The organism is Paenibacillus sp. FSL L8-0638 (genome assembly GCF_038593075.1).
GTDB classification, from domain to species: Bacteria; Bacillota; Bacilli; order Paenibacillales; family Paenibacillaceae; genus Paenibacillus; species Paenibacillus polymyxa_D.
In genome coordinates this window covers 2857930-2875403 of the sequence record NZ_CP151960.1, presented here as the reverse complement: position 1 = coordinate 2875403, position 17474 = coordinate 2857930, and the positions used below count along the sequence as shown (strand labels likewise).

Genomic DNA, 17474 nt, shown 5'->3' with positions numbered 1-17474 from the left:
AATGGTGCGGCAATTAAGAGTTAGTTATGTTCTGTTTATTGCAGGGTTATTACTTACAGGGTGCGTAGATCGTACAGAATTGAACGAATTAGCCATCACAACAGCAACTGGAATTGATGGACATAAGGGCGACTGGACCAATACCTATCAAATCATAATTCCATCAGCCATGACGACTGGATCAGGTGGTTCTTCCACCGGGGCATCGCAAAGCGCTGTACATACCTTTTCTACACATGGAAAAACATTGAGAGAAACCGTTACGAAGAGTAGCCTGGAATACCCGCGTAAACTATATTTTGCCCAAAATAATATACTCGTTATTGGAAAAAAAGCAGCAGAACAAGGCATTGAAGAGATTATTGATATTTACCTCCGCAACCTTGATTCACGAGAAACTGTAAAAGTATTCATTGCCAACGGAGAGGCTCGTGATTTTTTAAAAAAACTTGTACCACCAGAGAAAATTCCTGGTCAAGCTTTAGAAAAGATTATAGAAAGAGATAGCAAATTAGGATCAATTTACCCCGCAATATCCATGTATGAATTTATTTCGAAAATTAGCTCCGATAGTGGCGCAGCCGGAGTTCCCGAAATATCTCTTGAGGGTTCCGAGCCGGAGAAACTAGACTCTGTTGATGTTTTCAAGGAAACCTCCGCCAAAAATAAACTCAAGTTATCGGGTTTAAGCATTTTTCAGAAAGACAAGAGAGTCGACTTCCTAAATGAAAAGGAAAGTATGGGGGTTTCATGGTTAAACAACCAGATTAAAAACACTACTGTAAACTATGTAGATGGGAATGTTACGTCCGCTTTCCTCATCCGGAAAGCCAAGATTAAGGTTACGCCAATCAAGAATTTAAATCATTATTACCTAAACGTTGACGTTAAAGCTACCGGTGATCTTCTGTCAGCCTCTTCCCAAAGAGAAATGAAAAATATGCAAAGTACACATCAATTGCAGATGCAAGCAGCAGAAACGATCAGATTGCAAATTCAGGAAGGCTGGAAAGCCTTACAGCAAAAGAATATCGATCTTATCGGTATTGGAAATAAAATTCATCACAAGTATCCAAAAGACTGGAAAAAAATAAAAGAGACGTGGCCTGGAGAGTTAGCAAACATGGATATAAAAATAGATGTAAAAATGAAGCTTGCACGTCCAGGATTATTCGAAAAATCTTTTAACGAACTGTTGAAATGAGATAAACAGGGAGAGGTGAATTGAAGCCATGCGTCAAAATACAATCCGAGTATCCGAGTTGATCATTTGTATGTCTTTATTTGAAGTTGGAAGTACAACTTTATTTTTAATGGGGGCTGAAGCAAATCAAGATGCTTGGTTAGTCATGTTGATAGGAGCTTTAGCAGGACTACTTCTGCTAAAGCTCCATCTTGTTATTCACCATCAAGATCCTGAATTAGATTTGTTCATGTTGTTTCGCCGTTACACTGGGAAATATGTGGGTACACTCATCAATTTACTTTTTGTGCTGTATTTTACATATGAAGCTTCTCGGAACATACGCGATTTAGGTGAGGTGACAGTAATGACTTTGCTCCGCCAAACCCCTTTGTGGATCATCATCTTGATCACAATCGTGGTTGTATCCAACACGGTTCGTTACGGCTACAAAGCATTGTTCTTATTTTGCTTGTTCCTTTTCCCTTTTTTTGTACTTGGATACGCCATAATTAGTATATTAATTCCGGCAACTGGTCTCTTTCACTTGGAAAATTCCCTTCCAGTTTTAGAGGAAGGATGGAAACCCATATTTAAAGCCGCTATTCCTGAGCTTATCTCCTTTCCATTCGGACAAACTGTGTTATTTCTTGTATTTTATCCGCTTGTACATAAAGGCCGGAATCTCACAAAACCAGTTTTCTTTGCCTATATAATGACCGCACTTGCTCTAACATTTGTTAATCAATTGGAGATTTTTGTTCTCGGACCCAAGATCGCCGCTAATAGCACACTTCCTCTTTTGGAAGCCGTTCAGTTGATTGAATTAGCAGATCTGTTCGAACGAATGGATGCCCTTTTCACCTTGCTTCTTTTTCTTGGCTTGATCATCAAAATGTCTTTATTTTTTAACGGTGCAGTGATAGGACTTGAAAAAATAACTGGAGTCGGATTTAAAAAATGGATTCTTCCCCTTGCTGCACTTATTTACGGGCTTTCTTTTTTGTCGCCTAACTATACTCATCACATGGTAATCGGTCGAAAATTTGTTCTTAATTCCTGGTTTCCTATTTTTCAAATTCTCCTCCCTTTGTTACTATTTGTGGTTATTGTCATCAAAAAAAGAAATCTAAAAAGCTGAGACCTTTTCATTTATGGAGTGTATCGATAAGGTACATCCTCGCTTCATAAGGACGCATTTCTATTTCAGACATGTTATTTGGATAATTGGATATTAGCAACTGCTTAGTCTCTGCCAGCTCTTTCTGAAGTGGGAGATGGGTTGTGTATTTTTGAAAATTACATACTACAAGTAGTTTGGCTCCTTTCAGCGTTCGAGTGTAAGCGAACAAATCCTTATTCTCGGGATACATCAGCTCATAATCCCCATATATGATCACTTCATGATCTTTCCTTAATCGGATTAGTTTCCGATAATAATGGAATATGGATTCAGGGTTATTTAAACTTTCTTGTGCATGGATATCCTTATAATTCGGGTTTATTTTAATCCAAGGGTTCCCTAATGTAAAACCAGCGTTGTCGGAAGCGTCCCACTGCATTGGTGTTCGAGCGTTATCACGCCCCTTTGCAAAGACTGACTCCATAACTTTATCTTCAGGGTATCCTTTCTCAATTCTATCTTTGTAGAAATTTAGTAACTCAATATCCCGATAGTCTTCAATTGGATATTGAACATTCGTCATTCCTAATTCTTCCCCCTGATAAATGTATGGTGTGCCTCGCATGCCATGAAGAAGGGTTGCCAACATTTTAGCCGATTCTATCCTGTATTCTCCGTCATCTCCCCAACGAGAAACGATTCGGGGTAAGTCGTGATTATTCCAAAACAAACTGTTCCAGGCATCCCCCTTCAGCTCTGTCTGCCATTTAGACAACACTTTTTTTAATTCTAGAAAATCTAGAGGCTTAAGATCCCACTTCCCTTTCCCCTCTTGTTCGTCCAAACTAATATGTTCAAATTGAAATACCATTGAGAACTCACTGCCGTCCGGGTTGCTATACAATTTGGCGATCTCTGGCGTAGCGCCCCATGTTTCTCCAACCGTCAGCAGGTCTCCAGCTTTTTGAAACGTCTCCTTGCTGAGTTCCCTGATATACTTATGCAGATTCGGACCGTTGCTGGTAATTTTCAAATCTGGTTCTTTTCCGATTAAGTCAATTACGTCAAGTCGAAAACCGCCTACACCCTTGCTTATCCACCAATTGATCATTTCGTAAATCTCTTGTCGGACTTTTGGGTTTTCCCAGTTGAGATCCGGCTGTTTTACAGAAAAAAGATGTAAATAATATTGCCCTATCTCGGGTACCCATTCCCAAGCTGAACCACCAAAGATGGAACCCAAGTCGTTTGGTGGCATTCCTTCAACGCCATCTCTCCAGACATAATAGTCATGGTACGGATTTTCTTTGCTTTTTTTTGCTTCTTGAAACCAGGGATGCTCATCGGAAGTATGGTTCAACACCAAATCCATTATGATTCGAATGTCACGCTTCCCAGCTTCATCAATTAACATCCCCATATCATCCAAAGACCCGAACATCGGATCAATATCCCGATAGTCCGAAATATCATAACCAAAATCATCCTGAGGGGATTTACAAACTGGTGATAGCCAAATTGCACCGACACCAAGCTGCTGCAAATAGTCCAGACGGGAAACAATTCCTTTCAAATCGCCGATTCCATCACCATTACTATCTTGAAAGCTCCGTGGATATATCTGGTATACAACGATTTCTTTCCACCAATTTTTATTTTCCATTGTTCATTACAACCCTTCCAATACACAAATAGTATTTTTATCTTAAGCAAGTCACAGCATATAATTACTCTTTTACCGATCCTACAACAATTCCAGTCACAAAATATTTTTGAAGCAGCGGATAAATCAGCAGCAGCGGGATGACAGCGACTACGATTTTGGCCGCATTTAAATTTTTGTTTGAAATTTCAGTCAAGTTGCTGAGTTGTGCTGAGTTGGTACCGGATTGAAGAAGTTCCGCAATGTTCACGTTAAGGGACTGAATATAAGTCATTAGCGGATAATTGCTGACTTGGGTCATATAGATCAAACCGCTGAAGAAATCATTCCACGTTCCCACGATACTGAATAGTGCTACCGTCGCCAGCGCAGGGATGGACACGGGAACATACACTTTGAACAGGACCTGGAGCGGATTCGCCCCATCGATGAATGCTGCTTCTTCTAGCGCCCTAGGTACAGCAGAGAAGAAGTTCATGACAAGGATGACACTGAATATAGGGACCGCACCCGGCAGAACAAGCGACCAAATTGTATTAAGCATATCGAGGTTTTTGATCAGTAGATAACTCGGGATCATCCCGCCGCTGAACAGCATGGCAAAAATCATGACATTCATATAAATGTTTCTGCCTCTAAATTCCCTTTTCGACTTGGAGAGCGGGTATGCCATTAAAATAATAAGAATCATGTTGAGAATAAGTGTAAGCACAACACGTAGAACAGATATGCCAAAGGAACGCCAGAACTGAGCATCATCAATAATTTTCGTATACGCTGCTGTTGTAAAATTGACCGGTACGAGACCTACAGCATTAGCTGACACGGCCTCGCTGCTGCTGAATGAAATCGCAACGATATTCCATAAAGGAAGAAGGCAGATCAATGCCAGCAATATGACGATGGTATTGATGACAAACCGGCCAATTCGATCTTTTAGGCTTACAGAATACGGCATAGGCTTTGCCTCCTTAGAATATTTTTCGGTCGGTGTATTTCTTGGCCAAATGGTTGGCGGACAATAGCAAAACAATACCGATCACTGACTTGAACAGGCCAACAGCCGTACCGAAGCTATACTGTCGCCCAACGAGTCCAATCCGATATACATAAGTATCCAGAATATCTCCCGATTCATAGACAACCGGATTATACAGATTATAAATTTGATCGAAGCCGGCACTCAAAATATTGGTCAGACTCATCACTCCCATGAGCAGGATAATAGGCAGCATACCTGGCAATGTAATATGCCATACTTTTCTCCACCAGCTGGCTCCATCCATTCCTGCCGCTTCATACAGACCCGGATCAATCGAAGTAATTGCAGCCAAATAGACGATGGAACTGTAACCGAACTCCTTCCACACGTCTGTTCCAATAATCAGCGGCTGGAACCAGGTGTTGCTGCCGAGAAAATTAATATTCTCCAGACCGAAAAAAGCCAAAATTTGATTCACAATTCCATCCAAACTGAACATGTTAACAACCACGGATGCTAGAACTACCCAGGATAGAAAGTGTGGCAGATAAACAATTGTCTGTACGGATTTTTTAACGAATTTGATGCGGATCTCATTTAACAAGATGGAAAAAATGATAGCCATCATTGTTCCCAATAGAATCTTGGCAATGGCAATCACCAACGTATTACTAAAAACCTGTGCGATGTCCGGCAGTTTAAACATATAAATAAAATGCTTCAGCCCTACAAATTTGGAGCCAAACATCCCCTTGGCTGGTATATAATCCTGAAACGCCGTAATGACACCGACCATCGGAACATAGCTGAATACCAGTAAAAATAAAATCCCCGGAAGCATCATCAAATGATACATGGCACCCGTGCCCAAGCGACCTTTTGCTCTCTCATTTCCCTGTTTCATGGATGGACCCCTTTCCTGAAGAAAGGCTGCTTATCGCAGCCCTTCTAGCAGTTCATGATTGTTTATTTTTCGGATGCAGCCTCGTCTTCAATTTCCTGAATTACCTGGTCACCACCTTGTTTCTTCCAATTGCTAACGAAAGTATCGAAGTAATCCAGAGATTCTGCACCAGTCACGATTTTGATGAAAGATTCCTGCTCCATCTTAGTCAGATTAGCCCATGTCTGTTTCATGCTTGGTGTAGTGCCAGAGAAAGCGGGTGTCATCCAAACGAATTTGTTTTCCCGTGTCAGTTTGTCGATGAGTCCCACTCCGTTGATACGCGAGTGATATTTCGCCCAGGCTGTTACGTTATCCGTATCCATATCGCTCAAGTAGGTTTGAATACTTTTAATATTGTTCTTTGATTCTGTCGTCCGGACCTGATCCAAACTAATCTCCCCTTTAATCCCGCGAACAATATCAGAGTAATCATCCAGCAGCGAGGTAGCCGAGTTGACTTCAATATTAAAAGGTCTGGTAGAACCGTCTACGCCGTTCTCTTGATACTTGGCGGCTTCTGGCATAGATGTTTCCACATTTTTATCATTTGCCAATTTATCGTAGAAAAGGTTTACTATTTTAACGGCGAGTTCCGGGTGTTCATATCCTTTTCTCACAACGATAAACTGATTGGCTGGATTGGCGTGTGCCACGTTTACCTTTCCGTCTGCATCCTCCAAAGTGTAAGCCGTGAATTTCGCATTCTTATCCATCTGCTTCACGCTGCTCAGACCCCAGTCAGGAATATGCCATGGTCCAAAAGCAATGCCGCTTTGACCGTTGGTGTACAGTGCCGTAATATCATCAAATGTGCGTGTTCCAAATTGCGGGTCGATGAGACCTCTCTTGAACCAATCTGCCATGACGCCTAACATCTGCTTGGTTTCCTTAGTTGTCGAGCCATAAACAATGCTGCCGTCCTTCCCCTTCAACCAGTATTGAGGGAATGCACCCTTGGTGGAGGCAACTCCGAGCATGGTATAGGCAGAACCATTATAGTCACTTGTATTCAGGGTGTTCACAAAGGGAATACCTACCGGTTTCCCGGATTGGCCAGGATCTCTTTTCAAGAATTCCTCGGCCGTTTTCTCCACATCATCCAGTTTGATGGCCCCGTCTCCGTCTGCGTCAAGTTGGATTCCCAGTAGATCCAGCCAATCCTGACGAACCCAGACCATGGTTGGCGCGGAATCTAGGGAAGTAGCCGGAAGTCCCATTAAACGTCCATCTATCGTCGCACTGTCCAATGCACGGCCCTCATAAGAGTCGTATATGTTCTTGATGTTATCTGTGGCATACTGCTTGTAAATTTCCGTCATATCTTCAATCAGATCATTATCAACCAGTTCTTTGAGTTCATCCTTGGAATCAACACGCATCATGTCAGGCAGTTCTCCAGAGGCGATAGCGAGAGAAACCTGACGGCTGTAATCTTCTCCGTTGGCTTCAAATTGGTCTTTAATCTTAGCGTTAAACTTTTCTTTGACCAGCCGAGTATACGCGTTGTTCTCATACGTATCTCCAGCCGGCAGTTTCGGGTTGGCTGTAGTCACACGCCCCATCGTTACGGTTATTTCGTCTTTATAGGCACTGAATGGGTCTCCCGGTGTTGCCTCATACTTGCCCGCTTCCTCCGCAGTGGGAGGGTTGGAAGAGCCCCCACAGGCTGCAAGGGTTGAAATCACCAGGGCAGACATCGACAGCGCAGCCAGACGTCTCGTCAACAATTTGCTTTTTATGAACCATTTAGTTCTCATCACATTCGATTCCCCTTCGTTCTGAATATTTCTCTATCATTGTTGTTTGCGCTTTCATTATAAAGCTCGGAGAAGACAAATCGAGATAGGGATTGAACGTCTGTTTGGATAGAGAAATGTATGCGGTTTCATTCGGGATCAAAAAGCCAAAGTTGGCTTGTAAGCATTTATCCTACCTACCGACATACATTTGTCTATCCTTACTTACTAATCAAAGTGAAGAACAAAAAAACCGGCAGCTCCTGAAACAGGAATCGTCGGCTTGATTAATGGAATTATAAAAGTGTCTTATAGAATTTATCGTATCCCATTCATGATGGTCTTCAGCGATGGTTATGGAGTGCAGTCACCTCCACAGTCACTTGATCGCCCCCTTGTTCCTTCCATTCCTCGACAAATTGATCAAATGAATCGGTCGGTTCAGCGCCTAAAATAATTTTTAAAAATGTATCATGTTCCAGTTTTGATAGTTCACCCCAAGCCTTCTCCACCGTTGGAGTTCGTATATAGGTAAGGCTTCGAACTTTATGGATGTTTGGATCGAAAAAATTTCTTCCGCCTACTAGAAGCGAATAACCCCGCATAAAGCTGTTGCTGTGTTCATTCCAATAGGAAATACCATATTGATCATAAGGCTTCAATTTGGTTTGTTTTATTGTCGAAACCAAATTTTCCAGCAATTTGTATTCAGACTTGTCCTTGAAATCGGCGGGTGTTTTGGTTCCCATCAGAATATCCTGCGCGGCCTTTGTTTCAAATCGTGCTTCATCTGCCGGAGCTAAGAAATTGCGGCCCAGCATAAAACGCGTACCGTACTTGAACTCATCACGAAGGTACAGATTGTTAATTTTAATGATCGCTTCGGGATGAGCATATCCTTTTCGTACCACCAAGAATGAACTTGACGGATTATCCACCTTTACATGGTATGCACCGTTTGCATCCAGTGGGAGTGCGTATGCTTGCCAGTTCGCCTCCGGCTCGTTCTGCCAAGCGCTCGGAAGGGGCCAGTACCCAGCATAGAAACCTTGAAAGAACATCCCCGCCTGACCGTTAATAACTGTTTCTTCCGCTTCTTTGCGGAGACCCAGTTCTGGATCGAGAAGGCCTTTGGCGTACATTTCACGCAGTTTGACCAAGGCGTCCTTCGTTTCCGGTAGAACCGAACCGTATACAGGTTTTCCATCTTTGCTCAGCCAATATCCCGGAAAAGATCCATATGCTGCGAAGATTGGCGTTAGATCAAAAGAAAAAGCACTGTTGTTGAAATCGTTATACAGTCCAGTGCTTGAAGCAAGGCCAATCGTATCCCGCTTACTGTTTCCATCTGGGTCATTCTCCACAAAGGCCTTGGCGATAGCTTCTAGATCATCTACCGTTTTCGGTGGCTTCAGTCCAAGACGGTCCAGCCAATCCTGTCGAATCCAGAGCATGCTGAAGTCTTCCGCTGTCACAGAAGGAACAGCCATTATCTTGCCAGCGAAGGTCACTTGTTCCATAGCCAATCCGTTTGTGCTATCAATAATTTTTTTTATTTCCGGTGATGCGCTGCTATTGTATGCCTCGGTTAGATCTTCAATTTCTCCAGCCTTGATCATCTCGTTCAGCTGCAGCTGATTTACAATCATGGCATCCGGCAGATCATTGCTGGCGATAGCCAGATCGATTTTCTGACTCAGATTTTCCTTCGATACCTGCCATAATACCTGGACATCAATGTTAAGGTTTTGTTTAATCACCGTTTTCCATATATTCTTCTCAAGTGTTTCTCCTCCAGAGAGATCCGCGCCTGTTGGGTCTACCGCATATCCCAGTCGGATGGAAATGGGATGTTCATATTTCCCAAATGGATCGGCAGCGGCAGTGTCCGAGATTGTTTTCGTTGGTCCCATTGGCGATTCCCGGAAGTATGGTTTGCTGAAATATACGGTCACTGCAATTAAGCTGACGACAAGAACACATGCAGCCATCTTCTTAATCATCGCTTTCCCCTCTTTCGCCCGGTTTATTGGTCATCTGGGAGAGTACGCAATTTATCCCCTCTGCCGAGGTGTCGATATTCGCTTGGCAGCAGGCCTGTCAATTCGCGAAAAATTCGGCTGAAATATTTTTCATCCGTATAACCCACTCGCTCCGCAATCCAGAAAATCGTGTTGTTTGTATTCAATAAATACTCTTTAGACTTCTCTATTCGTATAAATCGGGAGTACTCATTAAAGGTTTTCCCCATCAGATCCTTGAAGCATTGACTGAAATAGCTTCGGCTGATGTTCAGTTGCTGGGACAGACCTGAAGCTGTAAAAGCTTGGTCCAAATCATTGTGCATGATCATAATCGCTTTTTTCACGGCGTCTACAATTTCCTGTGAATACGAAGTCTGTTCATCTGACTTACGAATGCCCTCAGAGGTCTGCTTGATCCACTCTTCTACCTCGTACCAGGATTGAAAAGAATGGATCATTGAGATTCTACCCAGCGTAGTCTGGGCAAAAAGGTGATTCCACTCCATAACTATAGAGTATAGCAATCCCATCAGCTGGCCTTTATGCAGTCTTAGTGATTTGAGCTGTTCGATCAGTTGGTTGTAGTAACTATCGTTGTGGGTCCATGGTGATAGGAACCAACTTTGCTTAATACGATCCATGTCTTCATCCTTCGGTTCTATTGGAAAAGAGTCCTCCACATCCATCGAAACGGCAATGACAGGATCATAAGGGTTGTATGCATAGAATAAGGACGTTTCTGTATAATTCATAATCCAGTCTTGGATTTGCGACCATGTTCGGTCTTGTACATCGGATATAACCAGCAAGGCGCCTTGGGGAACTTGATCCAGGGATTCCTTCAGTTTATGGAACAGCTGATCCTCTACGTCCATGGGTGCCGTCCACATCCAACAGTTCCGTTCAACCTCCCATCGGATCTCGTCTACATTGGATGTCAGTTCAATCGGCCAGCTCTGTCCTGACTTGCGATCCAGTGAAACAAGTGCATACACATGGCGATAATGGACATTGGTCTCACTTAGCAGAGGCAGCTTTCGTCTTGTATTCGCCAGCTCGTCAATCCGAGCATGTATTCGATGCAGCACGTGTTCGAATTGCTCCTTCTCGAGCTGAACTTTGGCTATATAGTCGATGGCTCCAAGTCTGAGCGCTTCCTGGATATAATCAAAATCTTGATGCAGTGTTAATACGACAATATGTAGTTCTGGATAGAGCTGCCTTGCAGCTCGCATCAGTTCAATACCCGACATCACCGGCATCGCGAGATCGGTCAACATCAGATCGACCGGTTGGGCTTTCAGAAAATCCAGTGCTTTCAACCCGTTACTTGCTTCTCCTACAACCTCCATATTGAACTCGTTCCACGGCATCGCAGAGCTTATTCCTTTTCGTACTAATTTATCGTCATCCACTATCAATACCTTAATCATCCTCAGACATCTTCTCCTTTGATAGGAAGTATGAGCAGTATACTTGTCCCTGTACCCAATTCACTTTCGATCACCAGTTGTGCTTGATCTCCGTACTGTGCCCTCAACATGCGGTGGACATAATTGAGTCCAATGCCCATCCCTACTTTTTTATGTTCAGTTATACGATTATTCAGAAGTCTTTGAATCGCTTCCTCGGTCATGCCTGCTCCATTATCCTGTATTAAAATATTCAGCGTTTTGGCAAGTGTAACTTCAATTTGAATAAAACCTTCGTCACTCAGTCCATGATAAAGTGAATTTTCAACCAACGGTTGCAAAATAAAACGAGGCACAGGTATTTGAAGCACTTGATCATCCGCTGAAATACGTACGTCAAATTCAAAGTCATATCGAATTTGCTGCAGGATTAGGTACTGTCTTAGCGCATCAATTTCCTCTTCCATCGTGGATACTTGCCCTAATTTACCCAAATTGTAATACAACAGCTTGTTTAAGGATTGCACCAACTTGTCAATCTCCCCTTGTCCTTTCATGACGGCCAGCCAGTGCACAGTATCCAGCGTATTCATCAGAAAGTGAGGATTGATCTGATATAACAATTTTTCCACTTCCAAATCTGCACGAATCTTCTCTTTCTGCTGCACTTCCTTGAACAGGTCGCCGATTTGATGCTGCATATTTGAGAATTCCCCCAACAGAAAATCAAACTCGGGAATTTGAGTGCGGGTCTGGCTGCCTGCCTTTTGTGGATTCTGAGACATTCCGTTAATTTCCGAATGGAACAGACCTAATGGTTTGTAAACCATCTTCCACAGAAGCCAAGCCAGAAATACGGTAAAGCCGAGAAAAAATAAAGCGACCAGTAATATTTGAAGCAACCACTGGTTTTTCTCCTGTTGATACTTAGCCTGCGAAATTACCGATATGACGCTCCAGTTCTGACTGGAGTCCTCCTTAAACCAATGGTAATCACGGGATATTCCATCTTTTGCAGTACCTTTCGATATGCTGGAAAAATTCTCTCCGACCTTCATCGCTTCTGGAATTTCACTGTAAACAATGTTGCCCTCACCATTCAGGATTAAATGCGATAAAGCTCCTTTGTATTGATTGTAACCCAGTATATCCTGTGTAAGACGAAAGCCGGATTCGATGTAAATATATACATCGTCCCTTTGAGGCAGCTGTACCTTTCGCATAGCAGATAAAACAAGCTGATCATCAAATCGGTTCATACTCATATGGGGACCATAGTACGCAATGCCATATGATTTGGAAAGCACAGGCAAAGACTCGGGAGAAAAACGATCTTTGATGGGAAAGTTAGCGAACTGTGTAGTGCCTTCTTTCTGGAAATAGTATAAGGTCAGACCTATATTCGGATTAGTAAACGTTACGACATTTAACTCATTCTTTAATTCATCTCTAGCCTCAATCAATTCAAATATATTGGAGGAAGGCTTCAAGACTTCATCCAGTTTTTTGCCTAATGTACCACTATAGGATAATTGCTGAGTAACATGATTCAGGTTGGTAATTGAATTTTCCAGTGATGAAGTTACCTGCTGTAGATTGCTCCTAATTCCATCATTGATTTTATTCGCAAAAATGGAATCAATGGTATAGTAAGAAATTGCAAATATACTGATAAAGGGAATAAATGCGCTGAGAAAAAACAATAAAAAGATTCTTTTTTTAAGTGTCATTCCGACCCATTCTCCTTAGGTAAATGAAAGAGCAAGCCCCAGGTTATGAGCTTGCTGTTTATGAATAACAGCTCTATCAATTATCGTCTTCCTCATAGGCAGCGACCTATTTGAAAATTGGCGATCTTAATCCGATTCAGATTGAAAAAATCAGGATACTTCCATCTCGGTGAGGTCCAATTCTGTTCATAATTATAGATTGATATTCAAATATGTCAAACGCTTTCATGGAATTCATAGAACTTATTCTCTCTTCCTCTTTGCATACATCGACTTGCCGTTTTTAATTGCTTATTGTAGTTGAATTTTCTGCATGTAAAAAAGACTCACTCCGTCTTCAACAAGTGGAATAAGCCTTCTAAGCTTTCAATAACATTTTCTACTCCCAATTCTTACAAATGTTGTTGTTGATCAGGATTGGATGCCAAAGCAACAAATAATTTCTCTCCTTCACTCAGCACTTGTAGGAATTGTTCTCTGGCAAATTGGGAGCAAACACCAGTAACGCGGCCTAACGATTCATATTTTTCCTTCTTACTAACGTTTAGCTGTAAACCTCTTGTTCCAGCACCCGATTTACAGCCTTGATAAAGGCAAGATAACCACCATCGGTATCGTGCCGATGGGGAAGAGCCAAAAGCATTGTCTCTTCAACCTGGTTATCGTCTAACTCATAGCTGTTTGTCAGGATTTCTCTGATCTCATCGACAGGTGTACCGAGAGCAAACTTCTGAGCTGCTTTATAGATATCATAGTTCTCATAGATATCCTTCCGTGTCACCTTCTGCAAATCGATAAAATCATATATTTTTTTAACGAAATACAGCACCGCCAGCACAATTGAGATCAGACCCGCAATTGTTAAAATTTCATTCATTCCCCATACCTCTTTCCCTTTCCACTCATTTGACAGCTTAGCCGATGAAACAGACGAACATGGGAGTGCCCATCTCACATGCCAAACCTCCTTATCCTCTCTACTTCCGAATTCAGCGTAACATTTTCACCATTAGTTTAGGATTAGGGTTTTCATATAGGTATAAAGATCACCTTAAGATTTAGATGACAGATGAAAAAATAAAGAGACCATGCTCCAAAAGAGCATGATCTCTAATTACATCATTATAATATTATTACCTAGCCATCATCCCCAACCTGAAGCATACGATAACCAACTCCGATATGTGTTTGAATAAACTTAGTTTGTGATGATGTTTTTTCTGTTTTTTTTCTCAGCGTTGCCATAAACACACGCAGGGCAGGAATGTCATAGCTGTGGTTGCCCCAGATTTCATGCAGAATAAAATTATGGGTCAGTACTTTGCCTACATGTTTTGCCAGCAGGCAAAGCAGTTTATATTCGCTTGGGGTCAGGTGAATTTCTTCTTCACCAATCCATACGCATCCTGCTGCATAATCAATTTTCAAATTTCCATTAATAAAGCTGGAAGCATCCTTCAGGAGCTTATCACTGTCATTTCGAATTCTTCGTAAACTGACTCGAAGTCTGGCCAGCAGTTCTTCTACACTGAAGGGCTTTGTTAGATAATCGTCCGCTCCGGCATCCAGCGCATCTATTTTATCCCGATCTTCGCTGCGTGCGCTGACCACGATAATAGGCATATTCGACCATGCACGAAGCTTTTTTATGATATCTACACCGTCCATATCCGGCAGCCCCAAATCCAGAATCATTAGGTCCGGCTGCTTGGATACTGCTTCTAAAATCGATGCTTCCCCTGTTTCAGCCGTATGATATTTATAACCCTGTGTCTCCAGGGTTGTCGTAATCAGCTTGCGGATGGGTTTATCGTCCTCCACAACAAGGATAAAAGGTTTATTCATGAACATTCACTTCCTCAGCTTGCAAGGTAAAATAAAAATTCGTCCCTTTAGGGACATTGTCCTTAACACCAATAGTACCTCCATGAGCATTCACAATTGATTTGCACAGAGAAAGCCCCAGCCCTAATCCACGGCGTCCGTCCCCATGAATGTTGTCTGCCGTATAAAACATCTCAAACAGTCTGACCTTGACTTCTTCTGAAGAAATACCGGGGCCATCATCTGAGATTTCTACAACGACTATATGTCTTTCGTGTCTTGCGGAAATCGTGATGTGAGAGCCATCTTGGGTATACTTGATTGCATTATCAATCATATTGATCAATACCTGAACAATAAGTCGGGAGTCCATTCGAGCCATCATCAATTCATCATCCAATTCCGTCTGAATGACATGCTTTACACTGTTGCGATTCACATGAAGCAGAGCCTCCGAAATGACTTCCTCCATTAATTCTGCCTGAAAATTAAGATTTAGAGTACCACCTTCGATTCGACTAATGGACAGCAAATTTTCTACCAAATTGATCAGCCACATGGAATCGTCATATATATCCGTATATAGACCCTTTTTTTGTTCCTCGTTTAGTACCTCTGAGTTTCCAAGAAGAATCCCCGCATTGCCTGAGATGCTGGTAAGAGGAGTGCGTAAATCATGAGAAATGGACCGAAGCAGACTGGCACGGAGTTGCTCCTGCTGGATTTGCATGGAGATCTCTTGTTGTCTTTCGTTCAGTTTTTCTTTCTCCAGCGCCAGCGCGCATTCTCCCAACATGGCAAGCATTAGGCTATTTTCAAAAACTTCTAAAGGTTCTTCCTCATCCATTACAATAGCTGCCACCGCAAGAACCTGATCTCCTCCACGCACCGCATGATATAGACACTTAGCGCCAAAAAAAGTATCCGTCGTTGCTCCTGCACGCTTGTTGTTTTTATATACCCACTCTGCAACTGCACGTTCGTTGCCTCCTGTGTAGACCCCTGGATCAACTGCAGATTCTTTCTTTGGAAAAAACTGCGGCGCCAACAGTACCCCTTGGTCAACTGAATAGAAAATGACCATTCTGTCCAACAACTTCACCATTTGATGCGCCATTTCATTAATAATAGCCGGAGAGTCTTTGGCCTGTTGCAATTTCCGGCTTGTTTCCAGAAGCACCTCGGTACGGTAAGCTTTTTGAGCGGATTGCCGAGCCTGCTCTCTTACTCGCATAGTTAGTGTACTCGTCATGAAAGAAGCAGCCAGCATGACCAGAAAGGTGACCGGATAGCCTGAATCATAAGCCTGTAAAGAATAATAAGGCTCGGTAAAGAAATAATTAAACACAAGTACACTCATAACCGAAGAAATGGCGCTATACATTCTGCCCTTGGTCACAATTGCATTTAACAAAACCCCTAGAATGTACACGGTGATAATGTTAGCTTCTCGGAATTCCAAATACTTAAACCACAAGCCAATAATTGTGCACACAGCCAAGATAACAATGGTCTTGATAGTATCTGCCAACGACAGCATTGGGTATTTTTCGTAAAAAGGCAATCTTTTATATAAGGAGGACTGAGTATAGGGGATAATATAGATTTCAATATTAGGAAGCAAGGCCGTTAGTTTATCCATTACATTGGATTTTGCAAGCCCTCTCCTCTTGTAAGGGGAGCGTCCTAGGACAATTTTCGATACATGGCTTGTTTTGACATATTCGGCAATCTGTCCTGGAATATCGTCTCCATACATCGTTGCGATTTGTGCACCCATTTGCTCAGCCAGCCTAAGGTTTTCCCTTAACCCCGCTTTATTTTTTGATGTCAATTCTCTCGCTTCTGGTGTTTCCACAAACAACGCGGTGAAATGACCATGAAAAGCTGCCGCCATTCTTGCTGCTGTTCGGATCACTTTCTTATTGGAAGCAGCCGAAGGCAGGCAGACCAGAATATGTTCTTTCGTATCAGATTCATTTGTTATCGCCTGCTCACTGATTTGCTCCGCAATTCGGTTTAACTGACTTGCTGTATTACGCAAAGCAATTTCACGTAGAGCCGTCAGCTTCTCCTTGGTAAATAAATGAGCCTGTGTATTCTCCTCCTCAGGATAAATCTTTCCCCTATTCAAACGTCCTATTAAATCATCCGGTTCAATATCGACTAATTCCACCTGATCAGCACTGTCAAATACACTGTCCGGTATGCGTTCGTCAACGGAAATGCCAGTAATGGAGTAAACAATATCCGTTAGGCTTTCGAGCTGTTGAACATTCATCGTCGTATATACATGAATTCCTGCGCGAAGAAGCTCCTCCACATCTTGATATCTTTTTTTATGTCGGCATCCTGCCGCGTTGGTATGGGCCAAATCGTCCAATAATATAAGGTCAGGGCTTCTCTGGAGCGCTTGGTCCAGCTCAAATTCCTTAGTTGAGGATTCTTTATTTGAAATTTTGATGTAAGGAAGAAGTTCAAGTCCTTCCAACAGCGCCGCAGTGTATGGCCGGGCATAATGTTCAATATATCCAACTACGATATCTATACCCTCTTTTTGCTCTTCGTGGGCGTCGCTAAGCATCGCACAGGTCTTCCCAACACCTGGTGCATATCCAACATAAACCTTCAATCTTCCTCTTCTTTTCCTTACCGGCAAGTCAGTAATTTGATCAAATATGGACTCGGCATCGTTCTGTTTTGCTACCATCCTGTGCCCACCCTCTATTATATATCTCTCAATCCTTAGTATATCATGGGCAAAATCAGTACCGTATTACGAATTTGCCTACAGCATTAAGATTGTATTAAGATCCGTTCTTATGTAATAACATCCTTAAAGAAGCCTCAA

General features: G+C 42.4%; 12 protein-coding genes. 2 read left to right on the top strand and 10 right to left on the bottom strand.

The window, feature by feature from the left end:
* Nucleotide 1 precedes the first annotated feature (1 nt).
* Complete coding sequence (locus tag MKY35_RS12420) at nt 2-1204, top strand: Ger(x)C family spore germination protein (protein WP_342446537.1); 1203 nt, start codon at nt 2-4, stop codon at nt 1202-1204.
* Nucleotides 1205-1232: 28 nt separating this feature from the next.
* The gene (locus MKY35_RS12415) at nt 1233-2324 is read left to right on the top strand and encodes a GerAB/ArcD/ProY family transporter (protein ID WP_342446536.1); all 1092 of its coding nucleotides are present in this window, start codon (nt 1233-1235) and stop codon (nt 2322-2324) included.
* Between the two features lie 7 nt (nt 2325-2331).
* On the opposite strand, the gene MKY35_RS12410 is transcribed toward MKY35_RS12415, so the two are convergent.
* From MKY35_RS12410 to MKY35_RS12365, 10 genes are all read right to left on the bottom strand, one after another.
* Nucleotides 2332-3969 carry an alpha-glucosidase gene (locus MKY35_RS12410; protein WP_322252353.1) on the bottom strand — a complete coding sequence of 546 codons (1638 nt, stop codon included), beginning with the start codon at nt 3967-3969 and terminating at the stop codon, nt 2332-2334.
* 64 nt (nt 3970-4033) lie between these two features.
* Nucleotides 4034-4927 (bottom strand): carbohydrate ABC transporter permease, encoded by an 894-nt coding sequence (locus MKY35_RS12405; protein WP_342446535.1) that lies wholly within the window; start codon nt 4925-4927, stop codon nt 4034-4036.
* A 13-nt stretch (nt 4928-4940) separates the two neighbouring features.
* The gene (locus MKY35_RS12400; protein WP_039274897.1) at nt 4941-5855 is read right to left on the bottom strand and encodes an ABC transporter permease subunit; all 915 of its coding nucleotides are present in this window, start codon (nt 5853-5855) and stop codon (nt 4941-4943) included.
* Between the two features lie 62 nt (nt 5856-5917).
* Complete coding sequence (locus MKY35_RS12395; protein ID WP_039274898.1) at nt 5918-7654, bottom strand: sugar ABC transporter substrate-binding protein; 1737 nt, start codon at nt 7652-7654, stop codon at nt 5918-5920.
* 323 nt (nt 7655-7977) lie between these two features.
* The gene (locus MKY35_RS12390; protein WP_342446534.1) at nt 7978-9636 is read right to left on the bottom strand and encodes an extracellular solute-binding protein; all 1659 of its coding nucleotides are present in this window, start codon (nt 9634-9636) and stop codon (nt 7978-7980) included.
* Nucleotides 9637-9659: 23 nt separating this feature from the next.
* Nucleotides 9660-11090: a response regulator gene (locus MKY35_RS12385; RefSeq protein ID WP_342446533.1), complete on the bottom strand. Its 1431-nt coding sequence runs from the start codon at nt 11088-11090 to the stop codon at nt 9660-9662.
* Between the two features lie 2 nt (nt 11091-11092).
* The gene (locus MKY35_RS12380) at nt 11093-12799 is read right to left on the bottom strand and encodes a histidine kinase (RefSeq protein ID WP_342446532.1); all 1707 of its coding nucleotides are present in this window, start codon (nt 12797-12799) and stop codon (nt 11093-11095) included.
* A gap of 544 nt (nt 12800-13343) precedes the next feature.
* Nucleotides 13344-13676, bottom strand: coding sequence for a hypothetical protein (locus MKY35_RS12375; protein WP_029515324.1), 333 nt, complete (start codon nt 13674-13676; stop codon nt 13344-13346).
* Between the two features lie 260 nt (nt 13677-13936).
* The gene (locus tag MKY35_RS12370) at nt 13937-14644 is read right to left on the bottom strand and encodes a response regulator transcription factor (protein WP_342446531.1); all 708 of its coding nucleotides are present in this window, start codon (nt 14642-14644) and stop codon (nt 13937-13939) included.
* Entirely contained in the window at nt 14637-17333 is a 2697-nt protein-coding gene (locus tag MKY35_RS12365; protein WP_342446530.1) for a sensor histidine kinase KdpD, read from the bottom strand. The genes MKY35_RS12370 and MKY35_RS12365 overlap by 8 nt, the downstream gene beginning before the upstream one ends.
* Nucleotides 17334-17474: the final 141 nt, after the last annotated feature.

Coding starts and splice junctions, on each gene's coding strand:
- MKY35_RS12410 (WP_322252353.1), bottom strand. CDS start 3,969: ATGGAAAATAAAAATTGGTGGAAAGAAATCGTTGTATACCAGATATAT.
- MKY35_RS12365 (WP_342446530.1), bottom strand. CDS start 17,333: ATGGTAGCAAAACAGAACGATGCCGAGTCCATATTTGATCAAATTACT.
- MKY35_RS12390 (WP_342446534.1), bottom strand. CDS start 9,636: ATGATTAAGAAGATGGCTGCATGTGTTCTTGTCGTCAGCTTAATTGCA.
- MKY35_RS12405 (WP_342446535.1), bottom strand. CDS start 4,927: ATGCCGTATTCTGTAAGCCTAAAAGATCGAATTGGCCGGTTTGTCATC.
- MKY35_RS12385 (WP_342446533.1), bottom strand. CDS start 11,090: ATGATTAAGGTATTGATAGTGGATGACGATAAATTAGTACGAAAAGGA.
- MKY35_RS12420 (WP_342446537.1), top strand. CDS start 2: ATGGTGCGGCAATTAAGAGTTAGTTATGTTCTGTTTATTGCAGGGTTA.
- MKY35_RS12415 (WP_342446536.1), top strand. CDS start 1,233: ATGCGTCAAAATACAATCCGAGTATCCGAGTTGATCATTTGTATGTCT.
- MKY35_RS12400 (WP_039274897.1), bottom strand. CDS start 5,855: ATGAAACAGGGAAATGAGAGAGCAAAAGGTCGCTTGGGCACGGGTGCC.
- MKY35_RS12375 (WP_029515324.1), bottom strand. CDS start 13,676: ATGAATGAAATTTTAACAATTGCGGGTCTGATCTCAATTGTGCTGGCG.
- MKY35_RS12380 (WP_342446532.1), bottom strand. CDS start 12,799: ATGACACTTAAAAAAAGAATCTTTTTATTGTTTTTTCTCAGCGCATTT.
- MKY35_RS12395 (WP_039274898.1), bottom strand. CDS start 7,654: ATGAGAACTAAATGGTTCATAAAAAGCAAATTGTTGACGAGACGTCTG.
- MKY35_RS12370 (WP_342446531.1), bottom strand. CDS start 14,644: ATGAATAAACCTTTTATCCTTGTTGTGGAGGACGATAAACCCATCCGC.